We start from the raw sequence: 21,171 nt of genomic DNA, 5'->3' as shown, positions 1-21,171 counted from the left end.
GACGGCACGCCGAATTGCGCGACCGTGCTCCCACCGGCGTCAATTCGTTACGAAGTGCTTCACAGTGAGGCCAGTTGCATACAACGGGCAAGCGGCGTCTGCGCAGCCGCCTCACGGCCGGGCCAGAGCCGGGCCCCTCCCGGCGCGCGGCCTGATCGGCTGATCGAACACCACCACCTTGCCATTGCGGCGGTGTCGCACGCCCATGACGCGCCATCCGACGTGGCGGATGCGTCCTTCGGCGAGCAGGGCCTCCAGCGCCTGCGGGAAGGTCGCCGCGGCGATCATCAACCAAACCACGCCCCGGCCACTGGCGCGGTCATCGGGCGGTGCCTCCAGGCTGCGGGCGTAGGCTGCCGCGTCCTCTGGGCTGTAGCAGGCCCATCCGAGATAGCCGACCAGTCGCGGTCCCTCGAAGGCCATCAGGTAGTGCCCGCGCAGGATCTGCCCGGCGACGGTGCGCGTCAGCTCACCGGCCTGGAACACGGCGAAGGGCTGCCGAGCCGCGAGGTAGGGCAGCGCCAGACCCATGGCGAGGTGCCGCCCGTCCACCTGGCGCACCGCGAAGCGCAGTTCTGTCGCGGTCATGCCGCATACGCCTGGCCTGAAGCGCGCACCGGCCAGATGGTCCGTATCACAGCCTCGCCCCCGACATGGATGCACCGCCGCGCCGGACGCTACACCGGCAGCCCGCCCCGTCCATCCTGCAAATCAGGGCGCGCCGCGTCAGGCGCGGTTGCGGCGGTCCTGCAGGAAGCCCGCCCGCGCCCCGATGCGCCGGCGCATCGCTGCCAGCGCCGGGTCGCCTTCCAGCAAAACGGGCGCCGAAGCACTGCCCTCGCGCCCAGCCGGCAGGTCGGTCCCCAGCGTGACGATGCCGGGATTGCCGAACAGGTGCCGGCTGCCGGCCTCGAGGCCGCTCTCGGTCAGCGCACCCTCGCTGACCACCGCCTCATGCCTGGCGAGTTCGAGGTGATGGTACGTCACCTCCCGCAACCAGGTCTGCTGCACGATGGTGATGCCGTTCAGCAGCAGCTGCGCCGCCACCAGCCGGCCGTCGATCAGGATCCCGTGGTCCGGGCTGACATGCAGGTCGCGGAAGGGGATGCCCTCGGCGAGCGCGCCGGCCTTGATCATCACCGGCGCCACGCGCGTGCGGTCGGGCTGGCGCGCAAGGTCGATATGCAGGCTGCCGACCCAGTGCAGCGGTGCGGCCGGGGCCGACCCGCCCGGCGTCACGACGAGGTCGCCGGCCCGCAGCCGCTCGACCGGCCGCTCGCCTTCCGGCGTGAGGATCAGGGTGCCTTCCGCGAAGCACACCGCACCCTCGCCCGCGAGACCGACGACATCCCCCGCGCCCACAATATCCGGGCGTCCGAACCAGCCGTTCATAAACTTCCCCTTGGCGCCCCGCTCGGCTTCGGGCTGGGCGGCTCGGGGAGCTATATCACCGAATCGTGAGTCGCAATGCGGAAATTGACGCAATTTTACGACGAAACGCGCGAATTGTAACAAATCCGCGCAACGCCGCTCAGTCGCCGAGGGGTCCTGTTCCGCTCACCGCCGCGATGTAGCGCGCCACGCTGCGCCGGGCCGCTGCCTTGCCGCCGGTGGGGATCACGCGGTCCCACCAAGCGCCATATACCGCATCGAATTCGAGTCCCTCCAACACCGCGCCCATCCGCGCCACCTCGGCGGCGGGCAGCGGCACCCAGTTGGGAAAGGACCACATGAAGGACACGTGGCGCCGGTCCGGCGCGACCGAGGCGATATCCCCGGTCAGGATCGCGCCCTTGCCCTCCGCCCGGTGCAGGATGGTCCCCCCCGCGTAGTGCCCGCCGAGGTGGTGCAGCGTGATGCCGGGCAGCACTTCATGGCGCTCACCCTCCCAGAAGCTGATCGCCGGGTCGGGCCGCATCACCCAGCGCCGGTCGGCGCCGTGCAGCAGCACCGGGCAGCCGAAGGCCCGCGCCCAGTCCACCATGGACGCGTAGTAGTGCGGATGGCTGATCGCTATGGCGGCGATCCCGCCCAGCGCCTTGATGATCTCGACCGTCGCGGGATCGAGCAGCGTGACGCAGTCCCACAGCACATTGCCCGCCGGCGTGCGGAGCAGCAGCGCCCGCTGGGCAATGGCGAAGTCGGGGAACATGCCGCAGCCGAGCATCCCTGGCGCCACCTCCCGCCAGCCGATCGCGTAGCGGCGGGCGAGTGCTTCCATCGTCGTCCATTGCTGGCCGGCGGCGGGCACCCATTGGCGCGGATCCTCGCAGATCGCGCAGGTCGCGGGCGCGACGGCGGAAGGCGCGTGTTGCGTGCCGCAGGTGGCGCAGATGAAGGCCGTCAGGCTCATCGCCGGCGCTGGCGCTCCGCGGCGACCATCTGCTCGATCTGGGCGACCGGGACGGCGCCGGGGACGAGCGTCTCGCCGATGATCAGCGCGGGCGTGCCCTCGATGCGCAGCGCGCGCGCCAGCGCGATGTTGGCATCCAGACGCTGCTGGATCGCCGGGTCCTCCATCTCCCGCCGCAGCCGCGCGTAGTCGAGGCCGACGCGCTCGGCCTCACTGCGGATCGCCGCGTCGGTCGGTTCGCCGCGCAGGCTCATCAGCGCGTCGTACAGCTCGGCATACTTGCCCTGGCGATGCGCGGCGAGCAGCGCACGGGCGGCGACGACGCTCTGCAGCCCGAGGATCGGCAGGTCCTTCATCACCACGCGGATGTTGCGGTCGCGCTGCAGCAGCGGCCCCATCTCGGCATGCAGGCGCTTGCAGTAGGGGCAGCGCGCATCGAAGAACTCAACGATCGTCACGTTGCCGCGCGGATTGCCGCGCACCGGGTCGGCGGCGACGCCGAAGATCTCCTGCCGCCGGTCGGTGATGGCAGCGCGCTGGCTGTCCTCGCGCTCGCGCTCCTCGGCCGCCTGCAGCGCGCCGAAGGCCTCGCGCAGGATGGTGGGGTCGCGACGCAGCGCATCACGCAGGATGCCGACGATCTCGGCGCGCTGCGCGTCGGTGAAGGACTGCGCGATGGCGCGGCCGGTCAACAGGGTGCCGGCCGCGGCCAGCAGGAAGGCTCGTCTCATGCACTACTCCCGGCGGCGAGGGCCGCGTGCCGCACCCGATATGGGGATGCGCGGCCCGAAGACGGAGGCCGGGCGCAGCCCCGGTGCGCGCCCGGCAAAATACGCGCCTCGGCGCGCGTCGCAAAATGCGCGCGCCGGCGCGACGGCTCAACCGCCATCCGGACCGGGGATCGGCACGGGGGCGGACGAACATGCGGTTGCCGCTGATGGCGAAGGCGTCTATGGCCGGGCGGTTGGAAGTTCGTTCGATTCAATCCGGCACCGGCCCGTCGGGCCTCTCGGCAGGGGAAGTGAGCGTCAGGGGCATGAGCACCAGCACACCGAGGACCGCCAGCGCCATCCATGCGACCGGCAGCGTGGCGACACGGCCGTCGCGCCGTCGCGCGCCCCTTCTGCTGGCGGCCGTGGCGCTGCTGTCGGGCTGCTCGACGGTCAATTCGCTGTTCGGCGGCAGCAGCACGCCAACCGCCCCGATCGGCACGCCGGGCTATGTCCGGGGTTTCCTGGGCGGCGCCGTGGCCGACGAACCGCGCGCCGCCCTGGTGGCGCGGGAGATCCTGTCCTCCGGCGGCACGGCCGTCGACGCCGCCATCGCGGGCGCCTTCGCCATGGCGGTGACGCTGCCCTCGCGCGCCGGGATCGGCGGTGGCGGCGCCTGCCTTGCCTACAACATGCGGCTGCGGGAGGTGATCACCGTCTCCTTCCCCGCCGGCAGCCGTTCCGCCCTGCCGCCCGGCACGGACCGGCCGGCGGCGGTGCCAATGCTGCCGCGCGGGCTGTTCCTGCTCCACACCCGTGGCGGGCGGCTGCGCTTCGAGCAGCTGGTCCGCCCGGCCGAGGACCTGGCGCGCTTCGGCACCGAGGTCAGCGCCGCGCTGGCCGCGGACCTCGCCGTCGTGGCCGCCCCGCTGCTGAACGATCCGCCGGCGCGGCGCGTCTTCGGCGCACGCGGCGGTGGGCCGCTGCGCGGGGGCGAGCGGCTGACCCAGCTCGACCTGGGCGCGACGTTGGCGCAGATGCGCTCGGGCGGTGTCGGCGAATTGTACCAGGGCTCGCTGTCGCAGCGGTTCGAGGATGCCTCGGTGATTGCAGGCGGCGGGCTGACCGCGCCGGAACTGCGCGAGACGCGGGCCGAGGTGGTGGAGCCGGTGCGCATGGCGGTCGGCCAGGACGTCGCCTTTTTCCTGCCTGCCGCGGGCGATGGCGCGGCTGGCACGGCCTCGGCCTTCCAGGCGCTGCAGGGTGGCAATGCGCCGTTTGGCGGCGGCGGCATCTCGGGCGCCAGCGCGGGACTGCTGACGATGGACCCCGAGGGCAATGCGGTCGCCTGCACCTTCTCGATGAACAACCTGTTCGGCACCGGGCGTGTCGCCGACGGCACCGGCATCCTGCTGGCGGCCGCGCCGGGCATGGGGTCGGTGCCGCCGGCGCCGCTCGCCGTCTCGCTTGCGACGAACCGCGAGTTGCGGGCCTTCCGCGCGGCAGCGGCCGGCACCGGGCAGCAGGCGGCGGGCATCGCTGCGGCGACGATGATGTGGACCGCGCTGCGCCGGCAGCCCTTCGAGAGCGGCTTCGCCAATATCCCCGAGCCCGGGCGCGGGCTGGCGCTGTCCTGCCCAGCCTATGTGCCGGGGGGCAATGCGAGCTGCGTCGCGGCGGCCGACCCGCGCGGCGGCGGCGTCGCCACCGGGTCCTTCGCCCCATGAAGGTCGGCCGGGCGGGGGATGCCCCGCCCTTCCTGGTGATGGACGTGATCGCGGCGGCCAATGCGCGCGCCGCGGCCCTGCCCCCCGGCGCGCCGGGGATCATCCGCATGGAGGTCGGCCAGCCCGGCACCGGCGCGCCGCGGGGCGCGGCCGAGGCGGCGATCCGGGCGCTGCAGGCCGGCGAGCCGATGGGATACACCGAGGCCTTCGGGCTGCGGTCGCTGCGCGCGCGCATCGCGCGGCACTACGCCGAGCACTACGGCGTGACCGTGCCGGAGACGCGGATCGCAGTGACGGTCGGTGCCTCCGGGGCCTTCCCGCTCGCCTTCCTTGCCGCCTTCGACCCGGGCGACCGGGTGGCGATGGCGGCACCCTTCTACCCGCCCTATGCGAACATCCTGACCGCGCTCGGCATGCAGCCGGTGCTGCTGGACTGCGATGCCGCCACACGCTTCCAGCCGACCATCGCGATGCTGGAGGCAATGGACCCCCGCCCGCAGGGGCTGATCGTCGCGAGCCCGTGCAACCCGGCCGGGACGATGCTCTCGCCGGATGAATTGCGGGCGATCGCGCGGTGGTGCCATGCGAATAACGTCCGGCTCATCAGCGACGAGATCTATCACGGCCTGACCTGGGGCACCGTCGCCGAGAGCAGCGCCGCCGCCTTCAGCGACAGCGCTGTGGTGGTGAATTCCTTCTCGAAATACTGGTCGATGACGGGATGGCGCATCGGCTGGCTGGTGCTGCCCGAGGACCTGGTCCGGCCGGTGGAATGCCTCGCGCAGAACATGTTCATCAGCGCACCACACATCGCGCAGGTGGCGGCGGAAGCCGCGATGGACTGCGTCGAGGAACTGGAAGCCAACAAGGCCGCCTATGCCCGCAGCCGAGCGGCCTTGCTCGAAGGCTTGCCGCGGGCTGGTTTCACCAACATCGCGGCGGCCGATGGCGCCTTCTACCTGTGGTGCGATGTCGGCCACCTGACCAATGACAGCGCGGCCTTCTGCGTGGAGATGCTGGACAAGGCCGGCATCGCGGCGACCACGGGGCTGGATTTCGACCGTGGCCGCGGCGCGCGTTTCCTGCGCTTCTCCTATTGCGGGGCGGAAGCGGACATGAGGGACGTGCCGGCGCGGCTGAAGGGCTGGCTCGGGCGCTGATCAGATGCCCCAGGCGGCGTTGCTGTCCGCCGGGGCCTGGTCCCGCCGCTCGGCCATGCCGTAGTCGCGCAGCACGCCGGCGACACGCAGCCGATATCCGGCGAAGACGCCGCCGCGCCCGGCCTGCTGCGCCCCGCGATGTCCGGCATGGCAGCGCCAGTTGCGCACCGCCGCCTCATCCTCCCAGAAGGACAGGGACAGCAGCTTTGCGGGGTTGGTGATGCTGCGGAAGCGTTCCACCGCGATGAAGCCGGGCTGCGTCTCCAGCTCCGCGCGCATTGCCACGGCGATGGCGAGGTAGTCGGCCTCGCGCCCCTCCGCCGGTTCGACTTCGAAGATCACCGCGATCACGCTGCGCCCTCCCCTTGCCTGCCGCCATATCGCACGAAAGAGGCGCGGCATGCATGGCAGGCGGCAGGTCAACCGACGGCGTGCGACTTGATCTCGCGCGGGAAGTCGTCCGTCCGCTTCAGGATCTCGAGTTTCTTCACCGGCAGCAACTGCCAGGCGAGGCCCGCCATGACCGGTGCCACCGTCGCCGACAGCACATGGAATTCCGGCGCATAGGCGGCCGGCGCCGCGTAGAGGCCGCGCGTATCGGCGGCGAAGAAGCCGATGGCGAAGACGATGCCGGTCACCTCCGCGATCTCGTATTCGCGCAGGGGCAGATCGGGGAAGTACGGGCTGGCCTCGGCGAAGGGCAGCGGCACGCGCAACTCGCGCTCAATCACTTGCCCGGGGTCGAGCCTTGCGCAGAGCGGCAGGTCCGGCGCCATCAACAGGCGGTCCTGCGGCAGCGGCGCGATGAACTTGCCGAGCAGCGCGGTGCCGTCCGGGCGCAGGATCACCGCCGCGGCCTGGGAATTGGCCTGCGCCGACTGCGTATCAGGATCGATGCCCGGCATCGCATCCATGACGTAGAGCGGCACGGCGCAACGGTTTTCCGCGCGATAGGCGAAGGTGAAGGCGGCGCCGACCTTGTTCGGGTGGCATTCCAGGTGAAGCGCGCTGCGAGGCGTGCCGGTGTCCATGGCGGCTCACGCGCCCCTCATCGCCGCGGTCCTCCGCCCGGTGGCAAGCTGCCTGGCGGCGGCACACCGCCCTCGGGAGGGGCGCCGCCCGCGGGAGGGGTGCCACCGGCCGGCGGTGGAGTGCCAGGCGGTGGCTGTGAAGGCGGCACCTGTCCCGTGAAGGAATTCCGGGGCAGGTCGCCCTCCTGGGATTCGCCCGCCCGATTGAGCACGGTCGTGAGCTTCTTCTGGCTGTCGGGCGAGTTGGGGTCGCCCGGCCGCGGCCAGTCCTGCGGGTCGAAGAGCGCCTTGCCTCCGCTGCCTGCCCCGGTGCCGCGCTCAAAATTGCTCTCCTTGTCGAAGCGCCCGGTCGGTTCGCCGGCCTGGGTCGCGTCGGGGACGCTTGTGGGTGCGAAGCCAGCAGTCGGCGCGCTGCCCTTCTTCGGGGGTGCCGGCTTCTCGAAGACTACCGGCTTCGACTTGTTCTCGTTTACGCGGCCGATCCGATCGCGTCCCTCCTCGGTCTTTGCATGGTTGTTCAGTTCGGTTGCTGTGCGGTCCGCGAAATCCTGGTCCTTGTCGTCGATGATGATGGCTCCCGGCTTGCCATCCTGATTCTGGATATGGATCTTCTTGTCCTCCTTACTCCGAACGAAGAACAATGCCTTCTTCGAGGTGGCCGCATGCGTGCGTCGCCCACCACCGCCGCCCTTGGGCAGACGGGCGAGGAAGTCAGGCGGCTCGCCCGGATCAGCCATGGCGGCGTCGGCTGCTTCCGTAACCTTGGCGTCGGCGACGAGATCCATCGGACCGCCCTGGTTCTCCCGCACCATCGCCGAATGAATGTAGATCGAGGCCGGGGTGATGACGATCCGGCTGGAGCCGACGCGCAGCGTGATCTTGTCGCTCGCCTGGATCACGATCTTCGGCGCGGTGATCTTCGCGGCATCGTCCGAGACGGTGAGCCATTCGCCCTCGATGTGGGACAGGCTGTAGCCCTTGACGTAGTTGTCCCAGGTCGCATCGCTCGTCTCGTACCGCTCCTTGCCGACATGCAGGTCCCAGGTCGCACCGGCGGTTGTCGCGATGGCCCCGCCCGGCGGTGGCTTGCCTTCCTCCTGCTTGCCGCCGCCCACCAGGACGTTGAGGTTCCCATGCGTCGTGTCGAAGCGTGATCCGAAGGCCGTCTGGTCCATCCGCCGCTCGGAGCGGATGAGGAACTGCTCCTCCCCCTGCTTGTCCTCCAGCCGCATCATGTGGAAGCCCGACTGCCCCTCGGGCTTGCGCGGCGTCGTCTTGGTGCGGAGGCCCGATCGCGTCGCCTGGTCGGTCTCCGTGCCCTTGAGGTCGGCGGGCACCGACAGTTGCTTGCCCTGCGCGGTGGCGGGCAGGAACGGCAGGTGGCTGGTGCCGCCGCGCGCGTTGTAGGCGCGCCCGACCACCATCGGCCGCTCCGGGTCGCCGTCGATGAAGCCGACCACCACCTCCTGCCCGATGCGCGGGATGAACTGCAGGCCGAGCCGTTCCCCCGCCCAGCCATCCGAGACACGCACGAAGCAGGTGTTACGCCCCGTCAGGATCGCCTCCTGCCCGAGCGGGTCATTGGGATCGTCCGGCCCCGGATCCCAGGGGAAGCGGATGCGCACGCGGCCCATCGCATCGGTGAAGATGTCGCGTTGCGCGGTGTTGATGCCGTCGGGCCCGACCACCATCGCCAAATGTGGCCCATAGGCGACCGGCTTCGACGCGGAGGGCGTCGGCAGCACGTCGCGCAGATGCGGCGGGTCGAAGGGCAGCGCCTCGAAAGCGATCGACACGCCCTCGGGGATAGCGAGGAACTTCTCGATCAGGTCCTTCACGCCCTTGGCCGTGGCGATCAGCAGCGGGACCGCGCCCGCCACCGCGGACCCGCCGAGGCCGAGCGCATTGCCGACGAATTCCGGCAGGCCCGACGGGTTCTTGGCACCCGGCTGCTTGTCGAGCCAGTTGAATATCTCCTTGCCGCTCTCGACGTCCTTCTTGATCTGGTCGAGCAGCGATTGCGCCGCGGCCGTCGCGACATCGTTCTTGTCGCCCGAGCCGAGGCCGAGGAGCCCCTTGATCATGTCGAACAGCTTCTGCCCCGTGCTGACCAGCGCCGAATGATCGAAGGCGAAGATCGAGCAGGTCTTGAGCAGGAAGGTCTTGCCCGTCGCGCCGGTGTCGGAGGAACCGTCGGGGACCGTGGTGTCCTTCTCGACGATGAACTTGCGGCCGGCGCGGAACAGCGTGTTCCGCGTCTGGCCGGTGACGCTGAAGACGCCGCCCTCATTCTGGCGCATCCGGCGCTCGGCAAAATCGCGCGGCTGCGGTGAGACGGTGGCCGGCACCGGGAAGGCGATCGCCTCATGCATCGGATGCTCGCGCATCAGGTCATAGGCGGGTGCGATGTCCGCGCGGCCGCGGAAGGGCGTCGCGGGGTTGATCTCATTGAAGTTGCCGACATGGGCGATGCGCGTCGCCAGCACGAAGGACCGGCGCAATCCCGTCACGGTCCCGGGGGACGGATCGCCGGCGGCGACCTGGACGACCGGGGTCTGCACGGGCGGCACAGCGCCGCGGCCGCAAACCACGAATACCTCGCGCTGGTCATTCAGCTCATGCTCGAAGCGGTAGAAGGCGCCGAAGCGATCGAGCAGGCGATGCACGAAGTTGAAGGTGCTTTCGCCGAACTGCACGCAGTATGGGATGATCTCCGCCGCTTCCTCCCGCAGCTGATTGGTGTTCAGCTCGATCTCGGGATAGGGGCGCAGCACGTCGCGCAGGATCTGTTCGAGCGTGCGCTCCTCGAAGACGCGGAAGCGCGTCTCGTAGGCGGTCAACTTGAAGGCCGGCACCAGCCGCGCGGCGTAGGACCGGAAATCGCCCATCATCCCGGTGTCGGCGAAGCTCTCGATCAGGCCGTGGCGAAACACCAGCTGGGCATCCTTGCGCTGGGCGTCGTTGGTGAGCTGCCTGACGCCGAAGCGCGCGCGGGTGCCGATCAGCTCGGCCGGGTCGTGCTTCTTGTTCTTCGGCCCGATCAGGGCGAGGTCGAAGGCATAGGGGAAGGAAATGCCCTCGGCCCCACGCACCTGGATCAGGACGAAGTTGTCGTCCTCATCGTCGCCCTGCGGGTTGGTGAGGACCGTATCGATCTCGAGGAAGCGGTCCTTCTGCTTCAGTGCCATGAGACCTCTCCGGCATCGTCACGGCACGAAGGTCGAGGTCTGGCCTGCATCCGTGACGGTGATGACGCCCGCCCAGTTGCATTGCAGGACCGAGGTATCGTTGAGCGTCGGCGCGCCGCCGAGCGTGTCGTCCGGCACGCCCGGGCTCCACGGCGTGGCGGTGCAGGGGATGCAGGGCTGCGGCGTCAGCACGCCGAGCGCCGCCGAGGTCGCCGCCGCGACCTGCGGGTTGGCGATGCTCATGCACATGCCGAAGGGCCGGATGTTCGTCATGGGCACATGGTCAAGGATCGTCGCGGCCGGAGTTGTGTTCCAGGACACATTCTGCGGCAGCACGCCCATCGCCGACGGCGTGGTGCCGAAGCTGCATTTCAGAATTGCGCCGTCCACAACCTGACGCGGCATGCTGGAAGCTCCCGCGCGCGGCGGCCCGCATGGGCCGACGATCACACAAACGATAGGCACGCCGCCGCCCGTTACGCCAGCGTATAACCCCGCTCGCACCAGCCATTGCACAAGCTTCATGCGTACCGCGCATTCGCATGGCTGCGTCGCAACCGGCGGTTGCCGCACTTCGTCGTGGGCCGAAGCATCCCGCGTGCATCGCGGCTATGTTCCCGCCATGACTGATCCCACCGCCCCTGGCCCGCTCGCCGCCACCGCCGCGCTGATGGCCGATCCGGCGCGCGCGCGCATGCTCGCCGCGCTGATGAGTGGCGAAGCGCTGACGGCCGGCGAGCTCGCCCGCATCGCAGGCGTGGTGCCGGCGACGGCGAGCGGGCATCTCGCGCGCCTCGCCGAAGGCGGGCTGATCGCGGTGCATGCCCAGGGACGCCATCGCTACCATCGCCTCGCCTCCGAGGAAGTCGCCGCGGTGATCGAGACGCTGGGCGGATTGTCCGCCCGCATCGCCCCGGCGCGCCCCTGGAAGCATGGCGATGCCGCGCGCCAGTCGCGGCTGTGCTGGAACCACCTGGCCGGGCGGCTTGGTGTCGCGCTGCATGAGAGACTGACCGGCGCTGGCTGGCTGACGCCGGTGCCCGGCGGTTGGGACGCCTCTGCCGAGGGCCGCACACGGCTTGCCGCGACCGGGGTGGATCTCGACCAGGCGGTGCGCGCGCCGCGCTTCGCCTGCGACTGCATGGACTGGTCGGAACGTCGCCCGCATCTGGCGGGCGGCCTCGGCAAGGAGATCGCGAGCGCCTGGCTCGGCCGCGGCTGGCTGCGCCGCCTGCCCGCGGCCAGCGAGGGTGACGTGCTGGCACGGCGGCGCATCGTCGTGACACCCGAAGGCGCGCGGGGGCTGCGCGAGGGCCTCGGCCTCGACGCCGCATGAGGGCTGCGACCGCGCTGATGGTGACGCTGGCGGCGATGACGGGGCTGAGCCAGTTCCATCGCGCCGCACTCGGCGTCATCGCGCCCGACCTGACGGCGGATCTGGGGCTGACCCCGGCGGTGCTGGGTGCCGCGAACGGCATGTTCTTCGTGGCGCTGCTGATCGCGCAGGTGCCGGTGGGCATCGCACTGGACCGTGCCGGACCGCGGCGGACGGTGGCCGCGCTGAGCGGCATCGCAGTGGTCGGTGCAGCGTTCCAGGCCTTCGCGACGGATGGGACCACGCTGCTTGCGGCGCGCTTCCTGCTCGGGCTCGGGTCAGGCGCGTCCTTCATGGCGGCCGTGGTGCTGTGCGCGCGCTGGTACAGCGGGGCGGCCATGACGGTGGCGCTGTCGCGCGTCTTCGCCTTGTCGCAGATGGGAATCCTGCTGGCCGGCGCGCCGCTTGCCGCGGCGTCCGGGCTGCTTGGCTGGCGCGGGGCACTGGGCGCCTCGGCAGTGCTGACCGCGGCGTGCCTGCTGCTGTGGTGGCGGCTGGTGCGGGACGATCCGCCCGACCGTCCACCGGCGTTTCGCGAGCCAGAGACGCTGAAGGAAGCGCTGCTCGGCCAGGTGTCGATCTGGCGCCTGCCGGGGCTGGCGCGGGTGTTGGCGATGCATCTCGTCGGCTATGCGGCAGCGGCGACGGTGCTGGGGCTGTGGGCCGGCCCCTATCTCGCCGACGTGCACCGGCTGGATGCGACGGGGCGGGGCTGGGCGCTGGCGGCGATGGGCGTGGCGATGCCCGTCGGGTTGCTGCTGATCGGGCCGCTGGAACGGCGCGTCGGCGGGCGGCGGGGCATCGTGACGGTGGCCGCCGCGCTGGCGGCGGCGACGCTGTTCGCGCTGGCGCTGTGGCCCGGCGTACCGCTCGGGGCTGCACTGGCGCTGCTGGTGCTGCTGGTGCTGTTCTCGGCCTTCCCGGTGCTGGTGGTGGCGGAAGGGCGCGCGCTGTTCCCCGACCATCTGGTGGGGCGTGGGGCGACGACGGTGAACCTCGCGCAGGTGCTGGGTTCGGCGTTGCTGCCGATGCTGGTGGGCGCGGTGGTCGGGTTCTTCCCCGAAGTGGCCGGTGCGCGTCCCGAAGCGGCCTATCGCGCCGGCTTCGCGGTGCTCGGCGCTTCACTCGCCGTTGGCCTGGCCGGCTGGCTGCTGCTGCCCCGCGGTGGCGTCAGGTAATCGTGGTCCAGGGGGCCGTTGCCCCCTGGTGGGGAGAGTTCGAGAGGGGCGACGCCCCTCTCGATCACGGCAGCAGCGCCTGTGCCTCCGCCCAAAGCCGCGTCGTGAGATCCCCGGCCGGCTCCGCCGTCGCCAGCCGTGCCGCCTGCCCCGCCCACATCTGCATGGCATCCGGGTTGTTGGCCTTCTCCGCCGCCGCACGCACCGGGGCGAACATCGCACGCTGCACCGGATAGGCCGCTGCCGGCGGGGCGTTGCGCGTGACCGCGTTGGCGATGCCGCGCCCCAGCCGGCCCGAGAAGACCCGCGTCAGCATGGTTCCTTCGGGTTCGGCCTCCGCGATCGCCGCCGACCAGGACGGGTGCAGCGCCGTCTCGGGGCAGCGGAGGTATCCGGTCCCGATCTGCACCGCGCTGGCGCCGAGCGTCAGCGCCGCGGCGATGCCGCGCGCATCGGCGATGCCGCCCGTCGCGATCACCGGCACGTCCAGCGCATCGGCGAAGCGCGGGATCAGCGCGAGGCCACCGGTCTGCTGCTGTTCCGCCCGCCCCTGGTCGAAGGCGCCGCGGTGCCCGCCCGCTTCCGCGCCCTGCGCGATGATGGCGTCCGCCCCCGCGGCGACGGCCTCCCGCGCCTCGGCGAGTGTCGTCGCCGTGGCGAACCAGGCGATGCCGCGGTCCTTGGCCTCGGCGACCACCTCAGCGGGGAAGACGCCCATGATGGAGGAGATCGCGGTCGGTCCGACGGCCAGCATCGCGCTGCATTGCGCGGCGAAGTCGGGCAGGAAGGGGCCGTCGGGGATCGATGGGCGCGCGCCATGGCCGGCGAGGAAGTCGGCCATCGCCGCTTCCCGGGCCGCGTCGCGCACCGGCGGCGGATCGGGGATCCACAGGTTGATCTGGAAGGACCCGTTGGACTGCGCGCGGAAGGTCCGTGCCCAATCGGCGATGACTTCGGGTGTCGCGTTCAATGCCCCGAAGGCACCCATGCCGCCGGCATTGGCGACCGCGGTCGCCAGGGGCGCAGGCGTCGATCCCGCCATGGGGGCGAGCAGGATCGGCAGGCGCAGGCCGAAGCGCTCGCAGAAGGCGGCCGCGCGGGCCCTCGCCGTGATACTGGTCATGCGCTGATCCTCCGTTCCCGTGATTCTCCCGCACCAGGCCCACCCCCGCAATGCGCAGCCCGCGACCCCGCCCCGACCTTGCCCTGGAAGCCGGCGCCGGCCGCGTCGCCGGCGTGGACGAGGCCGGGCGCGGGCCGCTCGCCGGGCCGGTGGTCGCCGCGGCGGTGGTGTTCCTGCGCCCGCCGCCCGCCGCGCTGTCGGCGCTGATCGATGATTCGAAGAAGCTGAAGGAAGCGCAGCGCAACGCCGCCTGTGCGGCGATCCGCGCCGCGGCGGCTGAGGGCGCGATCGAGTTCGGCATCGGCGCCGCCTCGGCCGCCGAGATCGGCACGCACAACATCCTGCGCGCGACGCATCTCGCCATGGCGCGCGCCGTCGCGCGGCTGGCGGCGCTGCCCGACCTCGCGCTGGTCGATGGCAACCAGCCGCCGCGGCTGCCCTGCCCGGTGCGCTGCGTGATCGGCGGCGATGCGATCTCGTTGTCGATCGCCGCGGCCTCGATCCTCGCGAAAACCGTGCGTGACCGCGCAATGACCCGGCTCGATCCGCGCTGGCCGGGATACGGCTTCGCACGCCATGCCGGATACCCGACGGCGGCGCATCTGGCCGCGCTTCAGCGCCTGGGCCCGAGCCCGCATCACCGGCGCGGTTTCCGCCCCGTCGACCAGGTCGCCTTCCGGTTTGCTTGACCTGCCGAGTCGCACAAGCGATTCTGCGGCCTTCGCGTCGGGGGACGGGGTTTAACGAGTGGGCACGCAGATCGACACGCCGCTCGACCAGGTGCTGGTCGGGGACTGCATTGCGTGGCTGCGGCATCTGCCGCCGGCCTCGGTGCACGCCATCTTCGCCGACCCGCCCTACAACCTTCAGCTCAAGGGCACGCTGCGCCGTCCCGACGACAGCCTGGTCGATGGCGTGGACGACGAATGGGACCGCTTCTCGGACCTCGGCGCCTATGACGCCTTCACGCGCGAATGGCTGACCGAATGCCGCCGCGTGCTGCGCAAGGACGGCACCATCTGGGTGATGGGCGCCTATCACAACGTCTTCCGGCTCGGCACCGCGTTGCAGGATCTCGGCTACTGGATCCTCAACGACGTGATCTGGCGGAAGTCGAACCCGATGCCGAATTTCCGCGGCCGCCGCTTCACCAACGCGCACGAGACGCTGGTCTGGGCGGCGCGGGGCCCCGAATCCCGCTACCGCTTCAACTACGCGGCGATGAAGGCGCTGAACGACGACCTGCAGATGCGCAGCGACTGGCTGATCCCACTCTGCACCGGCCATGAAAGGCTGCGCGACGACAAGGGCGACAAGCTGCATCCGACGCAGAAGCCCGAGGCGCTGCTGCATCGCGTGATCCTGTCCTGCACCTCGCCGGGTGATGTCATCCTCGATCCCTTCTTCGGGTCCGGCACCACGGGGGCGGTGGCCAAGCGCCTCGGCCGGCGCTTCATCGGCATCGAGCGCGAGCAGTCCTACGCCGATGCCGCGCTCGCCCGCATCGCCGCGACCGAGCCCGCGCCCGAGGACGCCGCCGCAGCGCTGCCGTCCAAGAAGGAGCAGCCGCGCATCCCCTTCGGCACGCTGGTCGAGCGCGGCCTGGTGCCCGCCGGGGCGAAGCTGTTCGACCGCCAGAAGCGCTGGGAAGCCGTGGTCGGCGCGGATGGCACGCTGCGCTGCGGCCTCGCCACCGGGTCCATTCACAAGGTCGGTGCCGCCGTGCAGGAAGCACCGTCCTGCAATGGCTGGCTGTTCTGGCACATCGAGACCCGCGAGGGCCGGCTGCGCGTGCTGGATGAGTTGCGCGAGACGGTCGCGCGCGGCGCCTAGCGGAAGGACCGCCCCATGAGCGACAGCATCGCCGGCGCCGCCCCATCACCCGTGCCGGCGCCGACACCGCCACCGGCCCGGTCCTGGGGCCGCGCGGTCCTGGCGGAAGCGCCCTACCTGCTGATGCTGATCGCCGGCTTCGCCGGCGTCGCCTATGCCGGCAGCACGGAGACACCGAACCTCCTCTACTGGCAGATCCTGGCACCGGTCTTCGGGTTGCTCTGCATCGCCGCAGGCTGGAATGCCGCGGCGGGGCGCGGGCTGCGGATGCGCCTGGTCTGGACCCAGGCGGCACATTGGGCGGCCTTCCTTATCGCCATGCTGATGCTGTTCCTACCGTCCGTGCGCGGCGTGGTGAACGACAACGCGACGGAGATCGGGCTGCTGCTGCTGCTCGGGCTCGGCACCTTTGTCGCGGGCATCCATGCCGGGTCGTGGCGGATCATCGCGGTGGGCGCCGTGCTCGGGGCCTCGGTGCCAGCGGTGGCGGTGCTGCAGCAATCGGCGATGCTGATCGTCGGCGGCGGGTTGCTGGTGGCGCTGGTGGGCGCCGTCTTCATCTTCGCGCGGGCGCGCGGCTAGGACCGGGTCCGCAACTTTAAACTTTAGGTTTTTAAGCTTTTAGACCTTTAGTCCGGCCCGATCCGCGGGCGCGATGCGGTCCTTGATTGTAGGAACATATCAGGAACACGTGGCCGCTTCAACAACCAGCCCTCAACCCGAACCTACCCGTCGCAACACCAGCGCCAGCAGGACCCCCGCCGCTGGCGGCGCGATGCTGATCCCGGCCGTAGTGCCCGTGATGAAGGACAGCAATGGCACCAGCCAGGCCAGGGCGATGCCGGTCTTCTCCCAGGACCGGAAGCCGCCCTGCTTCGCCTCGGCCAGCAGCCACGAGGTGGGGATCAGCAGGATCACCAGGTCGTAGGACAGCACGAAGGGCGTCACGAGCGGCGCTCCGGCGGCGATCGTCGCCGCCTCGGCCCGTCCGCCGGGGCGGCGGCGCAGCATCCAGGCGGAGATCGCGATGACGCCGACTGTCACCATCCCCTGGAGCGCCCCGGCCAGGCCAGGCGGCAGGCCGAGTGTCACACCCATCGCCAGCACGCTCTGCAGCTTCCACATGTGCAGCGTGCCGTCCGCGATGGCCTCCCCGGCACCCGGCAGGCGGGCGAGAAAGCCCGTCCAGACGCCCGGCCCGAAGGCGAGCAGCGTCGCCGCCACCCAGCCGGCCCCGACCAGCGCCGCCCAGCCCAGCACCGCCCAGCGCCGCGTCGCGATCAGCACCGGCAACACCAGCAGCCCGAGTTGCGGCTTGAAGGCCAGCGACGCCAGCGCCGCCCCCGCCAGCCCCGGCCGCCGGTCCATCCACAGCCCCGCGGCCGCCAGCAGCGCCGTGGTCAGGAAGCCGTTCTGCCCATGCAGCAGGTTCAGCACCGCCGCCGGCGACAGCACGGCGAGCAGCACCAGCATCGGCCGGTCGAAGCCACCCCAGCCGCGCAGCGCCGCCCAGGCGGCCGCCCCGGTCGCCGACACCCAGGCGAAGAATCCCGCGATCGGCGGCAGCAACGCCAGCGGCAGCAGGATCAGCAGGTACATCGGCGGGTAGAAGAAGGCGTAGTAGCGCCCGGGCCGTCCCTGCAGCGCCGTCTGCATGGCCGCATGCAGGTCGCGGTTCCAGACCGCCGCCGCCTCCCCGGCCTGGGCCAGGGCGGAGGCGGCATGGAAGCTGAGGTAGTCCATGTCGACCGGGGGCGCGTCCCGCCAACCGAGGATGCCGGGCAGTGTGCTGCCGATCGCCGCCAGCGCCGCCAGGGCGTAGCCGAGGCCATAGGCGCGCAGCCGCTCCGCATTCATCCAGGCCCCGTCCCGCAGTGCGGCGATCATCGTGCCCCCGCGAGGTCCAACAGGCGGCGCATCACCGTGGGCACGGCGGCGCGGGCAGCCTCGGGCGGCTGCCATTCGCCCTCGGGCGCGGCGCCACGTGGCAGCGGGGCGGTGAACAGGACCATCTCCAGTTCGAAATGGGTGAAGCCGTGCCGTGCGATGCCGGGCACCGGCCGCCAGGCGGCGGCGGCGGGGGCATGGGCCAGCGCCTCGGCCTCCGCCCAGGGCCCGCCGGCGCGCCACGGGGTTCCCGGCACCTCCAGCATGCCGCCGAGCAATCCCTTGTCGGGCCGGCGGCGCAGCAGGATACGGCCCTGCCGGTCGGTCAGCAGGAAATGCGCACCGTGCCGCAGCGGGCGGGCGGGCTTCGGTGACTTGCGCGGCAGATCGGCGGCGATGCCGGCGCGCCGCGCCGCGCAGTCCTCCTGCCAGGGGCACAGGGCGCAGGCAGGGCTGCGCGGGGTGCAGATGGTGGCGCCCAGATCGAACAGCGCCTGGGCGAAATCCCCGGGGCGGGCGCGCGCGGCCGGGTCAGCCATGAAGCCGGCGGCGAGCGCGGTCAGGCGAGGCTTCGCACCTGGCAACGGGTCCTCGATGGCCGCGAGCCGGGCGGTGACCCGTTCGACATTGCCATCGACCGGGACCACCGGCGCATCGAAGGCTATCGCCCCGACCGCCGAGGCGGTGTAGCGCCCGATCCCCGGCAGGGCCTCGAGTGCGGCCGGTTCGCGCGGGAAGCTCCCTGCCGCCACGACGGCCTTCGCGCAGGCATGCAGGTTGCGCGCGCGGGCATAGTAGCCGAGGCCCGCCCATTCCTCCGCGACCTCGGCCCAATCCGCCGCAGCCAGCGCCTGCACGGTGGGGAACCGATCCAGGAAGCGGGCATAGCGCGGCCCCACCGCGGCGACGGTGGTCTGTTGCAGCATCACCTCCGACAACCAGATGCGGTAAGGGTCGCGCGCCTGACCGGGGCCGGCACGCCAGGGCAGGATGCGCCGGTGCCGGTCGTACCAGGCGAGCAAGGCGGCGGCGGAGGGCAATGCGTATGGCACGGGATGCGGAGGATAAGCGGTTCCTGGGCGGGCCGCGGCCGGTCGGCGCGCTGGTGCCAGCGCTCACACGCCCGGCCTTCAAGCGCAAGTCTCCCGCGGGGGCGCAGATCATGGCCGATTGGCCGGCCCTGGTCGGCCCGGCCATCGCGGCAGTGACGCAGCCGCTGCGCCTGACCCAGGGCACGCTGACGCTGGCCTGCGCCGGGCCGGTGGCGATGGAGATGCAGCACCTGGCCCCGCAACTGGCATCCCGCATCAATGCGGCGCTGGGGCGGGTGGCGGTGGAACGATTCCGATTCGTGCAGCGCGCCCCGTCCGCGCCCACCCCGCGCAAACCCCGCGAATCGGCGCCGAAACCCCTCCCGGAGAGGGTCGAATCGGCGCTGGAGGGGGTGTCCTCCCCGGAATTGCGGGATGCGCTGGCAAGATTGGCCCGCGGCGTCTATCGAAACCGTTGATCTGCCGACTCACTGGCCTCCCCCCGGGCCCGCCCCGGCCGGACGGCCCGCCACAAGACGGGAACCACCGATGCCCTTCGATCGCCGCGTCCTGCTGACCCGGTCCACCGCCCTCCTCGCCGGCGGCACCGCCGCCATGGCGATGCTGTCCCGCCCGGCCGCCGCCCAGGCCCCCGCGGCCGACAACCCCCGCCTGTCGGAGCGGTCGATGGGCCAGGCATCGGCGCCGATGGTGGTGCAGGAATTCTTCTCCCTCACCTGCTCCCATTGCGGCGCCTTCGGGCGGGACACCTGGCCGCAGGTGAAGGCGGAACTGGTGCAGACCGGCAAGATCCGCTTCATCTGGCGCGACTTCCCGCTCGACCAGATCGCGCTGCGCGCGGCCGTCGTCGCCCGCTACTTCCCGGCCGAGGCCTACGAGCCCTTCATCGAGACGCTGTTCGCCGCCCAGGACCGCTGGGCCTTCGCGCGCGGCATCGACCACAAGGCGGAGATCGGCAAGATCGCGGCGCTGGCCGGCATGTCCTCCGCGACCTTCGAAGCCGCCTGGGCTGATGACGACACGGCGCGCGGCGTGCTCGCGCTGCGCCAGCAGGGAGAGAGGCAGTACAACATCCAGGCGACGCCGACCTTCGTCTTCGGCAGCCGCGTGGTGTCCGGGGCGATCCCCTTCGACCGCTTCGCGCAGGAAGTGGCGCGGGGCTGAGTGGTGGACGGGCAGGCGATCCCTCCTTCCCCGGAGGACGAGGATGACGGCGCGCCGCGCAGCGAGGAGCAGCGCCTTGCTTCCGTGCGCGCAACCCTGTCGCGCATCCGCATCGCCGGCTTCAAATCCTTCGCCGAGGCCACGACGGTCGAGGTGCGCCCGGGCCTGACCGGCATCGTCGGCCCGAATGGCTGCGGCAAGTCCAACGTCGTCGAGGCGCTGCGCTGGGCGATGGGCGAGACCTCGGCCAAGGCGATGCGCGGCGGGGAGATGGACGACGTCATCTTCGCCGGCACCGCGACACGCGCCGGGCGCAACCTCGCCGAAGTCACGCTGAGCCTGGAGGACGCCGAGGGCCTTGCCCCGCCGCCGAACCAGGACCAGCCGGAACTTGAGATCGTCCGCCGCATCAACCGCGGCGAGGGTTCGGCCTTCCGGGTGAATGGCAAGGAGATCCGCGCCCGCGACGTGCAGACGATGTTCGCGGATATCGGGTCGGGCGCGCGGGCCTCGGCGATGGTCAGCCAGGGGCGCGTGTCAACGCTGATCCAGGCCAAGCCCGAGGATCGCCGCCAGGTGCTGGAGGAAGCCGCCGGCATCGCCGGCCTGCGCGCCCGCCGGCATGAGGCCGAACTCAAGCTGCGCCAGGCCGAGACGAACCTGTCGCGCGCCGAGGATCTGCTCGGGCAGTTGGACGGCCAGCGCCAGGGCCTGCAGCGCCAGGCGCGGCAGGCCAATCGTTACCGCAACCTGTCGGGGCTGGTGCGGCAGGCGGAAGGGGAATGGCTCGCCATCCTGGCCGCCCGCGCCGATGCCGCCGCACGCATGGCCAAGGCCCAGTTCGACGAGGCCCGCGCCGCCGTCCGCGCCGCCGAGGCCGAGGCCGAGCGCGCCACCATCGCCGCCTTCGAGGCCGAACAGGCCATCCCCGCCCCGCGCGCCGCCGAGGCCGCCGCGCGCACCGCGCTGGAACGCCGCCGCGTCGAATCCGAAGGGCTGGAAGCCGAGGAACGCCGTGCACGGGAGGCGCTGGACGCCGCCGAGGCCCGCCTCGCCCAGTTGCAGCGCGACCTGACCCATGCCGAGGGCGTGCTGCGCGATGCCGACGCCGCACGCGAGCGCCTTGCCCAGGAAGCCGAGGCGCTGCGCGCCGTCGAGGGCTCGCTGCCTGCGCGCAAGCAGGCCGCCGAAGCAGCGCTGGCGGAGGTCGAGCAGGCCGCCCAGGCCGCTGAGCTCGCCGCCCAGGCCGCCACCGAACAGGCCGCCGAGGCCGCCGCCCGCGTGCAATCGGCTGGCGAGGCGCGCGCTGCCGCCGAGGCACGGTTGAAGCGCGCGCAGGAAGGCCACGCCCGCCTCGCCGCCGAGCATGAGGCCGCCGCCCGTGCCCGCG

21 protein-coding genes are annotated in these 21,171 nt (G+C 71.6%); 10 read left to right on the top strand and 11 right to left on the bottom strand.

The annotated features are described in order from the left end of the window. Positions 1-111: 111 nt before the first annotated feature. The 4 genes from AC2YHJ_RS08430 to AC2YHJ_RS08415 all read right to left on the bottom strand — a co-directional run bounded on the left by AC2YHJ_RS08430 (position 112) and on the right by AC2YHJ_RS08415 (position 3,084). The gene (locus tag AC2YHJ_RS08430) at positions 112-588 is read right to left on the bottom strand and encodes a hypothetical protein (RefSeq protein WP_487395317.1); all 477 of its coding nucleotides are present in this window, start codon (positions 586-588) and stop codon (positions 112-114) included. 138 nt (positions 589-726) lie between these two features. Continuing rightward, a complete protein-coding gene (locus AC2YHJ_RS08425; RefSeq protein WP_487395315.1) occupies positions 727-1,392 on the bottom strand; it encodes a Hint domain-containing protein in 666 nt (221 codons plus the stop codon). A 139-nt stretch (positions 1,393-1,531) separates the two neighbouring features. After that, on the bottom strand, positions 1,532-2,353 hold the full coding sequence (locus AC2YHJ_RS08420; protein WP_487395314.1) for an MBL fold metallo-hydrolase: 822 nt from the start codon (positions 2,351-2,353) through the stop codon (positions 1,532-1,534). Then, positions 2,350-3,084, bottom strand: coding sequence for a DsbA family protein (locus AC2YHJ_RS08415; RefSeq protein WP_487395313.1), 735 nt, complete (start codon positions 3,082-3,084; stop codon positions 2,350-2,352). The genes AC2YHJ_RS08420 and AC2YHJ_RS08415 overlap by 4 nt, the downstream gene beginning before the upstream one ends. A 305-nt stretch (positions 3,085-3,389) precedes the next feature. On the opposite strand from AC2YHJ_RS08415, the gene AC2YHJ_RS08410 reads away from it, so the two are divergent. After that, positions 3,390-4,790, top strand: coding sequence for a gamma-glutamyltransferase (locus tag AC2YHJ_RS08410; RefSeq protein WP_487395311.1), 1,401 nt, complete (start codon positions 3,390-3,392; stop codon positions 4,788-4,790). After that, on the top strand, positions 4,787-5,950 hold the full coding sequence (locus AC2YHJ_RS08405; RefSeq protein WP_487395309.1) for a pyridoxal phosphate-dependent aminotransferase: 1,164 nt from the start codon (positions 4,787-4,789) through the stop codon (positions 5,948-5,950). Before AC2YHJ_RS08410 ends, AC2YHJ_RS08405 begins: the two co-directional genes overlap by 4 nt. Here the strand turns inward: AC2YHJ_RS08405 and AC2YHJ_RS08400 are convergent, their stop codons facing one another. From AC2YHJ_RS08400 to AC2YHJ_RS08385, 4 genes are all read right to left on the bottom strand, one after another. Then, the gene (locus AC2YHJ_RS08400) at positions 5,951-6,301 is read right to left on the bottom strand and encodes an antibiotic biosynthesis monooxygenase family protein (RefSeq protein WP_487395307.1); all 351 of its coding nucleotides are present in this window, start codon (positions 6,299-6,301) and stop codon (positions 5,951-5,953) included. A 68-nt stretch (positions 6,302-6,369) separates the two neighbouring features. Continuing rightward, the gene (locus AC2YHJ_RS08395; protein ID WP_487395306.1) at positions 6,370-6,981 is read right to left on the bottom strand and encodes a hypothetical protein; all 612 of its coding nucleotides are present in this window, start codon (positions 6,979-6,981) and stop codon (positions 6,370-6,372) included. Between the two features lie 17 nt (positions 6,982-6,998). Then, positions 6,999-10,169 carry a type VI secretion system Vgr family protein gene (locus AC2YHJ_RS08390; RefSeq protein ID WP_487395304.1) on the bottom strand — a complete coding sequence of 1,057 codons (3,171 nt, stop codon included), beginning with the start codon at positions 10,167-10,169 and terminating at the stop codon, positions 6,999-7,001. An 18-nt stretch (positions 10,170-10,187) separates the two neighbouring features. Beyond that, positions 10,188-10,574: a DUF4280 domain-containing protein gene (locus AC2YHJ_RS08385; protein ID WP_487395302.1), complete on the bottom strand. Its 387-nt coding sequence runs from the start codon at positions 10,572-10,574 to the stop codon at positions 10,188-10,190. A gap of 217 nt (positions 10,575-10,791) precedes the next feature. On the opposite strand from AC2YHJ_RS08385, the gene AC2YHJ_RS08380 reads away from it, so the two are divergent. Then, positions 10,792-11,505 carry an ArsR/SmtB family transcription factor gene (locus AC2YHJ_RS08380; RefSeq protein WP_487395300.1) on the top strand — a complete coding sequence of 238 codons (714 nt, stop codon included), beginning with the start codon at positions 10,792-10,794 and terminating at the stop codon, positions 11,503-11,505. Further along, positions 11,502-12,722: an MFS transporter gene (locus tag AC2YHJ_RS08375; RefSeq protein WP_487395298.1), complete on the top strand. Its 1,221-nt coding sequence runs from the start codon at positions 11,502-11,504 to the stop codon at positions 12,720-12,722. The genes AC2YHJ_RS08380 and AC2YHJ_RS08375 overlap by 4 nt, the downstream gene beginning before the upstream one ends. A 64-nt stretch (positions 12,723-12,786) precedes the next feature. On the opposite strand, the gene AC2YHJ_RS08370 is transcribed toward AC2YHJ_RS08375, so the two are convergent. Next, complete coding sequence (locus AC2YHJ_RS08370; protein ID WP_487395296.1) at positions 12,787-13,845, bottom strand: NAD(P)H-dependent flavin oxidoreductase; 1,059 nt, start codon at positions 13,843-13,845, stop codon at positions 12,787-12,789. Positions 13,846-13,895: 50 nt separating this feature from the next. Here AC2YHJ_RS08370 and rnhB point away from each other — a divergent pair, with 50 nt between their 5' ends. From rnhB to AC2YHJ_RS08355, 3 genes are read left to right on the top strand one after another with little or no spacing between them, the layout of a single operon-like run. Beyond that, a complete protein-coding gene (gene rnhB / locus AC2YHJ_RS08365) occupies positions 13,896-14,534 on the top strand; it encodes a ribonuclease HII (RefSeq protein ID WP_487395295.1) in 639 nt (212 codons plus the stop codon). 58 nt (positions 14,535-14,592) lie between these two features. After that, positions 14,593-15,678, top strand: coding sequence for a DNA methyltransferase (locus tag AC2YHJ_RS08360; RefSeq protein ID WP_487395294.1), 1,086 nt, complete (start codon positions 14,593-14,595; stop codon positions 15,676-15,678). A 15-nt stretch (positions 15,679-15,693) separates the two neighbouring features. After that, the gene (locus tag AC2YHJ_RS08355; RefSeq protein ID WP_487395293.1) at positions 15,694-16,260 is read left to right on the top strand and encodes a hypothetical protein; all 567 of its coding nucleotides are present in this window, start codon (positions 15,694-15,696) and stop codon (positions 16,258-16,260) included. Positions 16,261-16,392: 132 nt separating this feature from the next. Here AC2YHJ_RS08355 and AC2YHJ_RS08350 read toward each other — a convergent pair whose 3' ends face one another. Both AC2YHJ_RS08350 and AC2YHJ_RS08345 read right to left on the bottom strand, forming a co-directional pair. Next, positions 16,393-17,565 (bottom strand): glycosyltransferase family 87 protein, encoded by a 1,173-nt coding sequence (locus AC2YHJ_RS08350; RefSeq protein ID WP_487395292.1) that lies wholly within the window; start codon positions 17,563-17,565, stop codon positions 16,393-16,395. Further along, complete coding sequence (locus tag AC2YHJ_RS08345; RefSeq protein WP_487395291.1) at positions 17,562-18,617, bottom strand: A/G-specific adenine glycosylase; 1,056 nt, start codon at positions 18,615-18,617, stop codon at positions 17,562-17,564. Before AC2YHJ_RS08345 ends, AC2YHJ_RS08350 begins: the two co-directional genes overlap by 4 nt. On the opposite strand from AC2YHJ_RS08345, the gene AC2YHJ_RS08340 reads away from it, so the two are divergent. From AC2YHJ_RS08340 to AC2YHJ_RS08330, 3 genes are all read left to right on the top strand, one after another. After that, complete coding sequence (locus AC2YHJ_RS08340) at positions 18,611-19,075, top strand: DUF721 domain-containing protein (RefSeq protein WP_487395290.1); 465 nt, start codon at positions 18,611-18,613, stop codon at positions 19,073-19,075. The genes AC2YHJ_RS08345 and AC2YHJ_RS08340 overlap by 7 nt on opposite strands. 70 nt (positions 19,076-19,145) lie before the next feature. Further along, positions 19,146-19,781, top strand: coding sequence for a DsbA family protein (locus AC2YHJ_RS08335; protein WP_487395289.1), 636 nt, complete (start codon positions 19,146-19,148; stop codon positions 19,779-19,781). Between the two features lie 3 nt (positions 19,782-19,784). After that, a partial coding sequence (locus tag AC2YHJ_RS08330) for an AAA family ATPase (protein WP_487395288.1) occupies positions 19,785-21,171 on the top strand: 1,387 nt, incomplete at its 3' end.

Source organism: Roseomonas sp. SRI_022, assembly GCF_057586215.1.
This window is presented reverse-complemented; position numbering and strand designations above follow the sequence as displayed.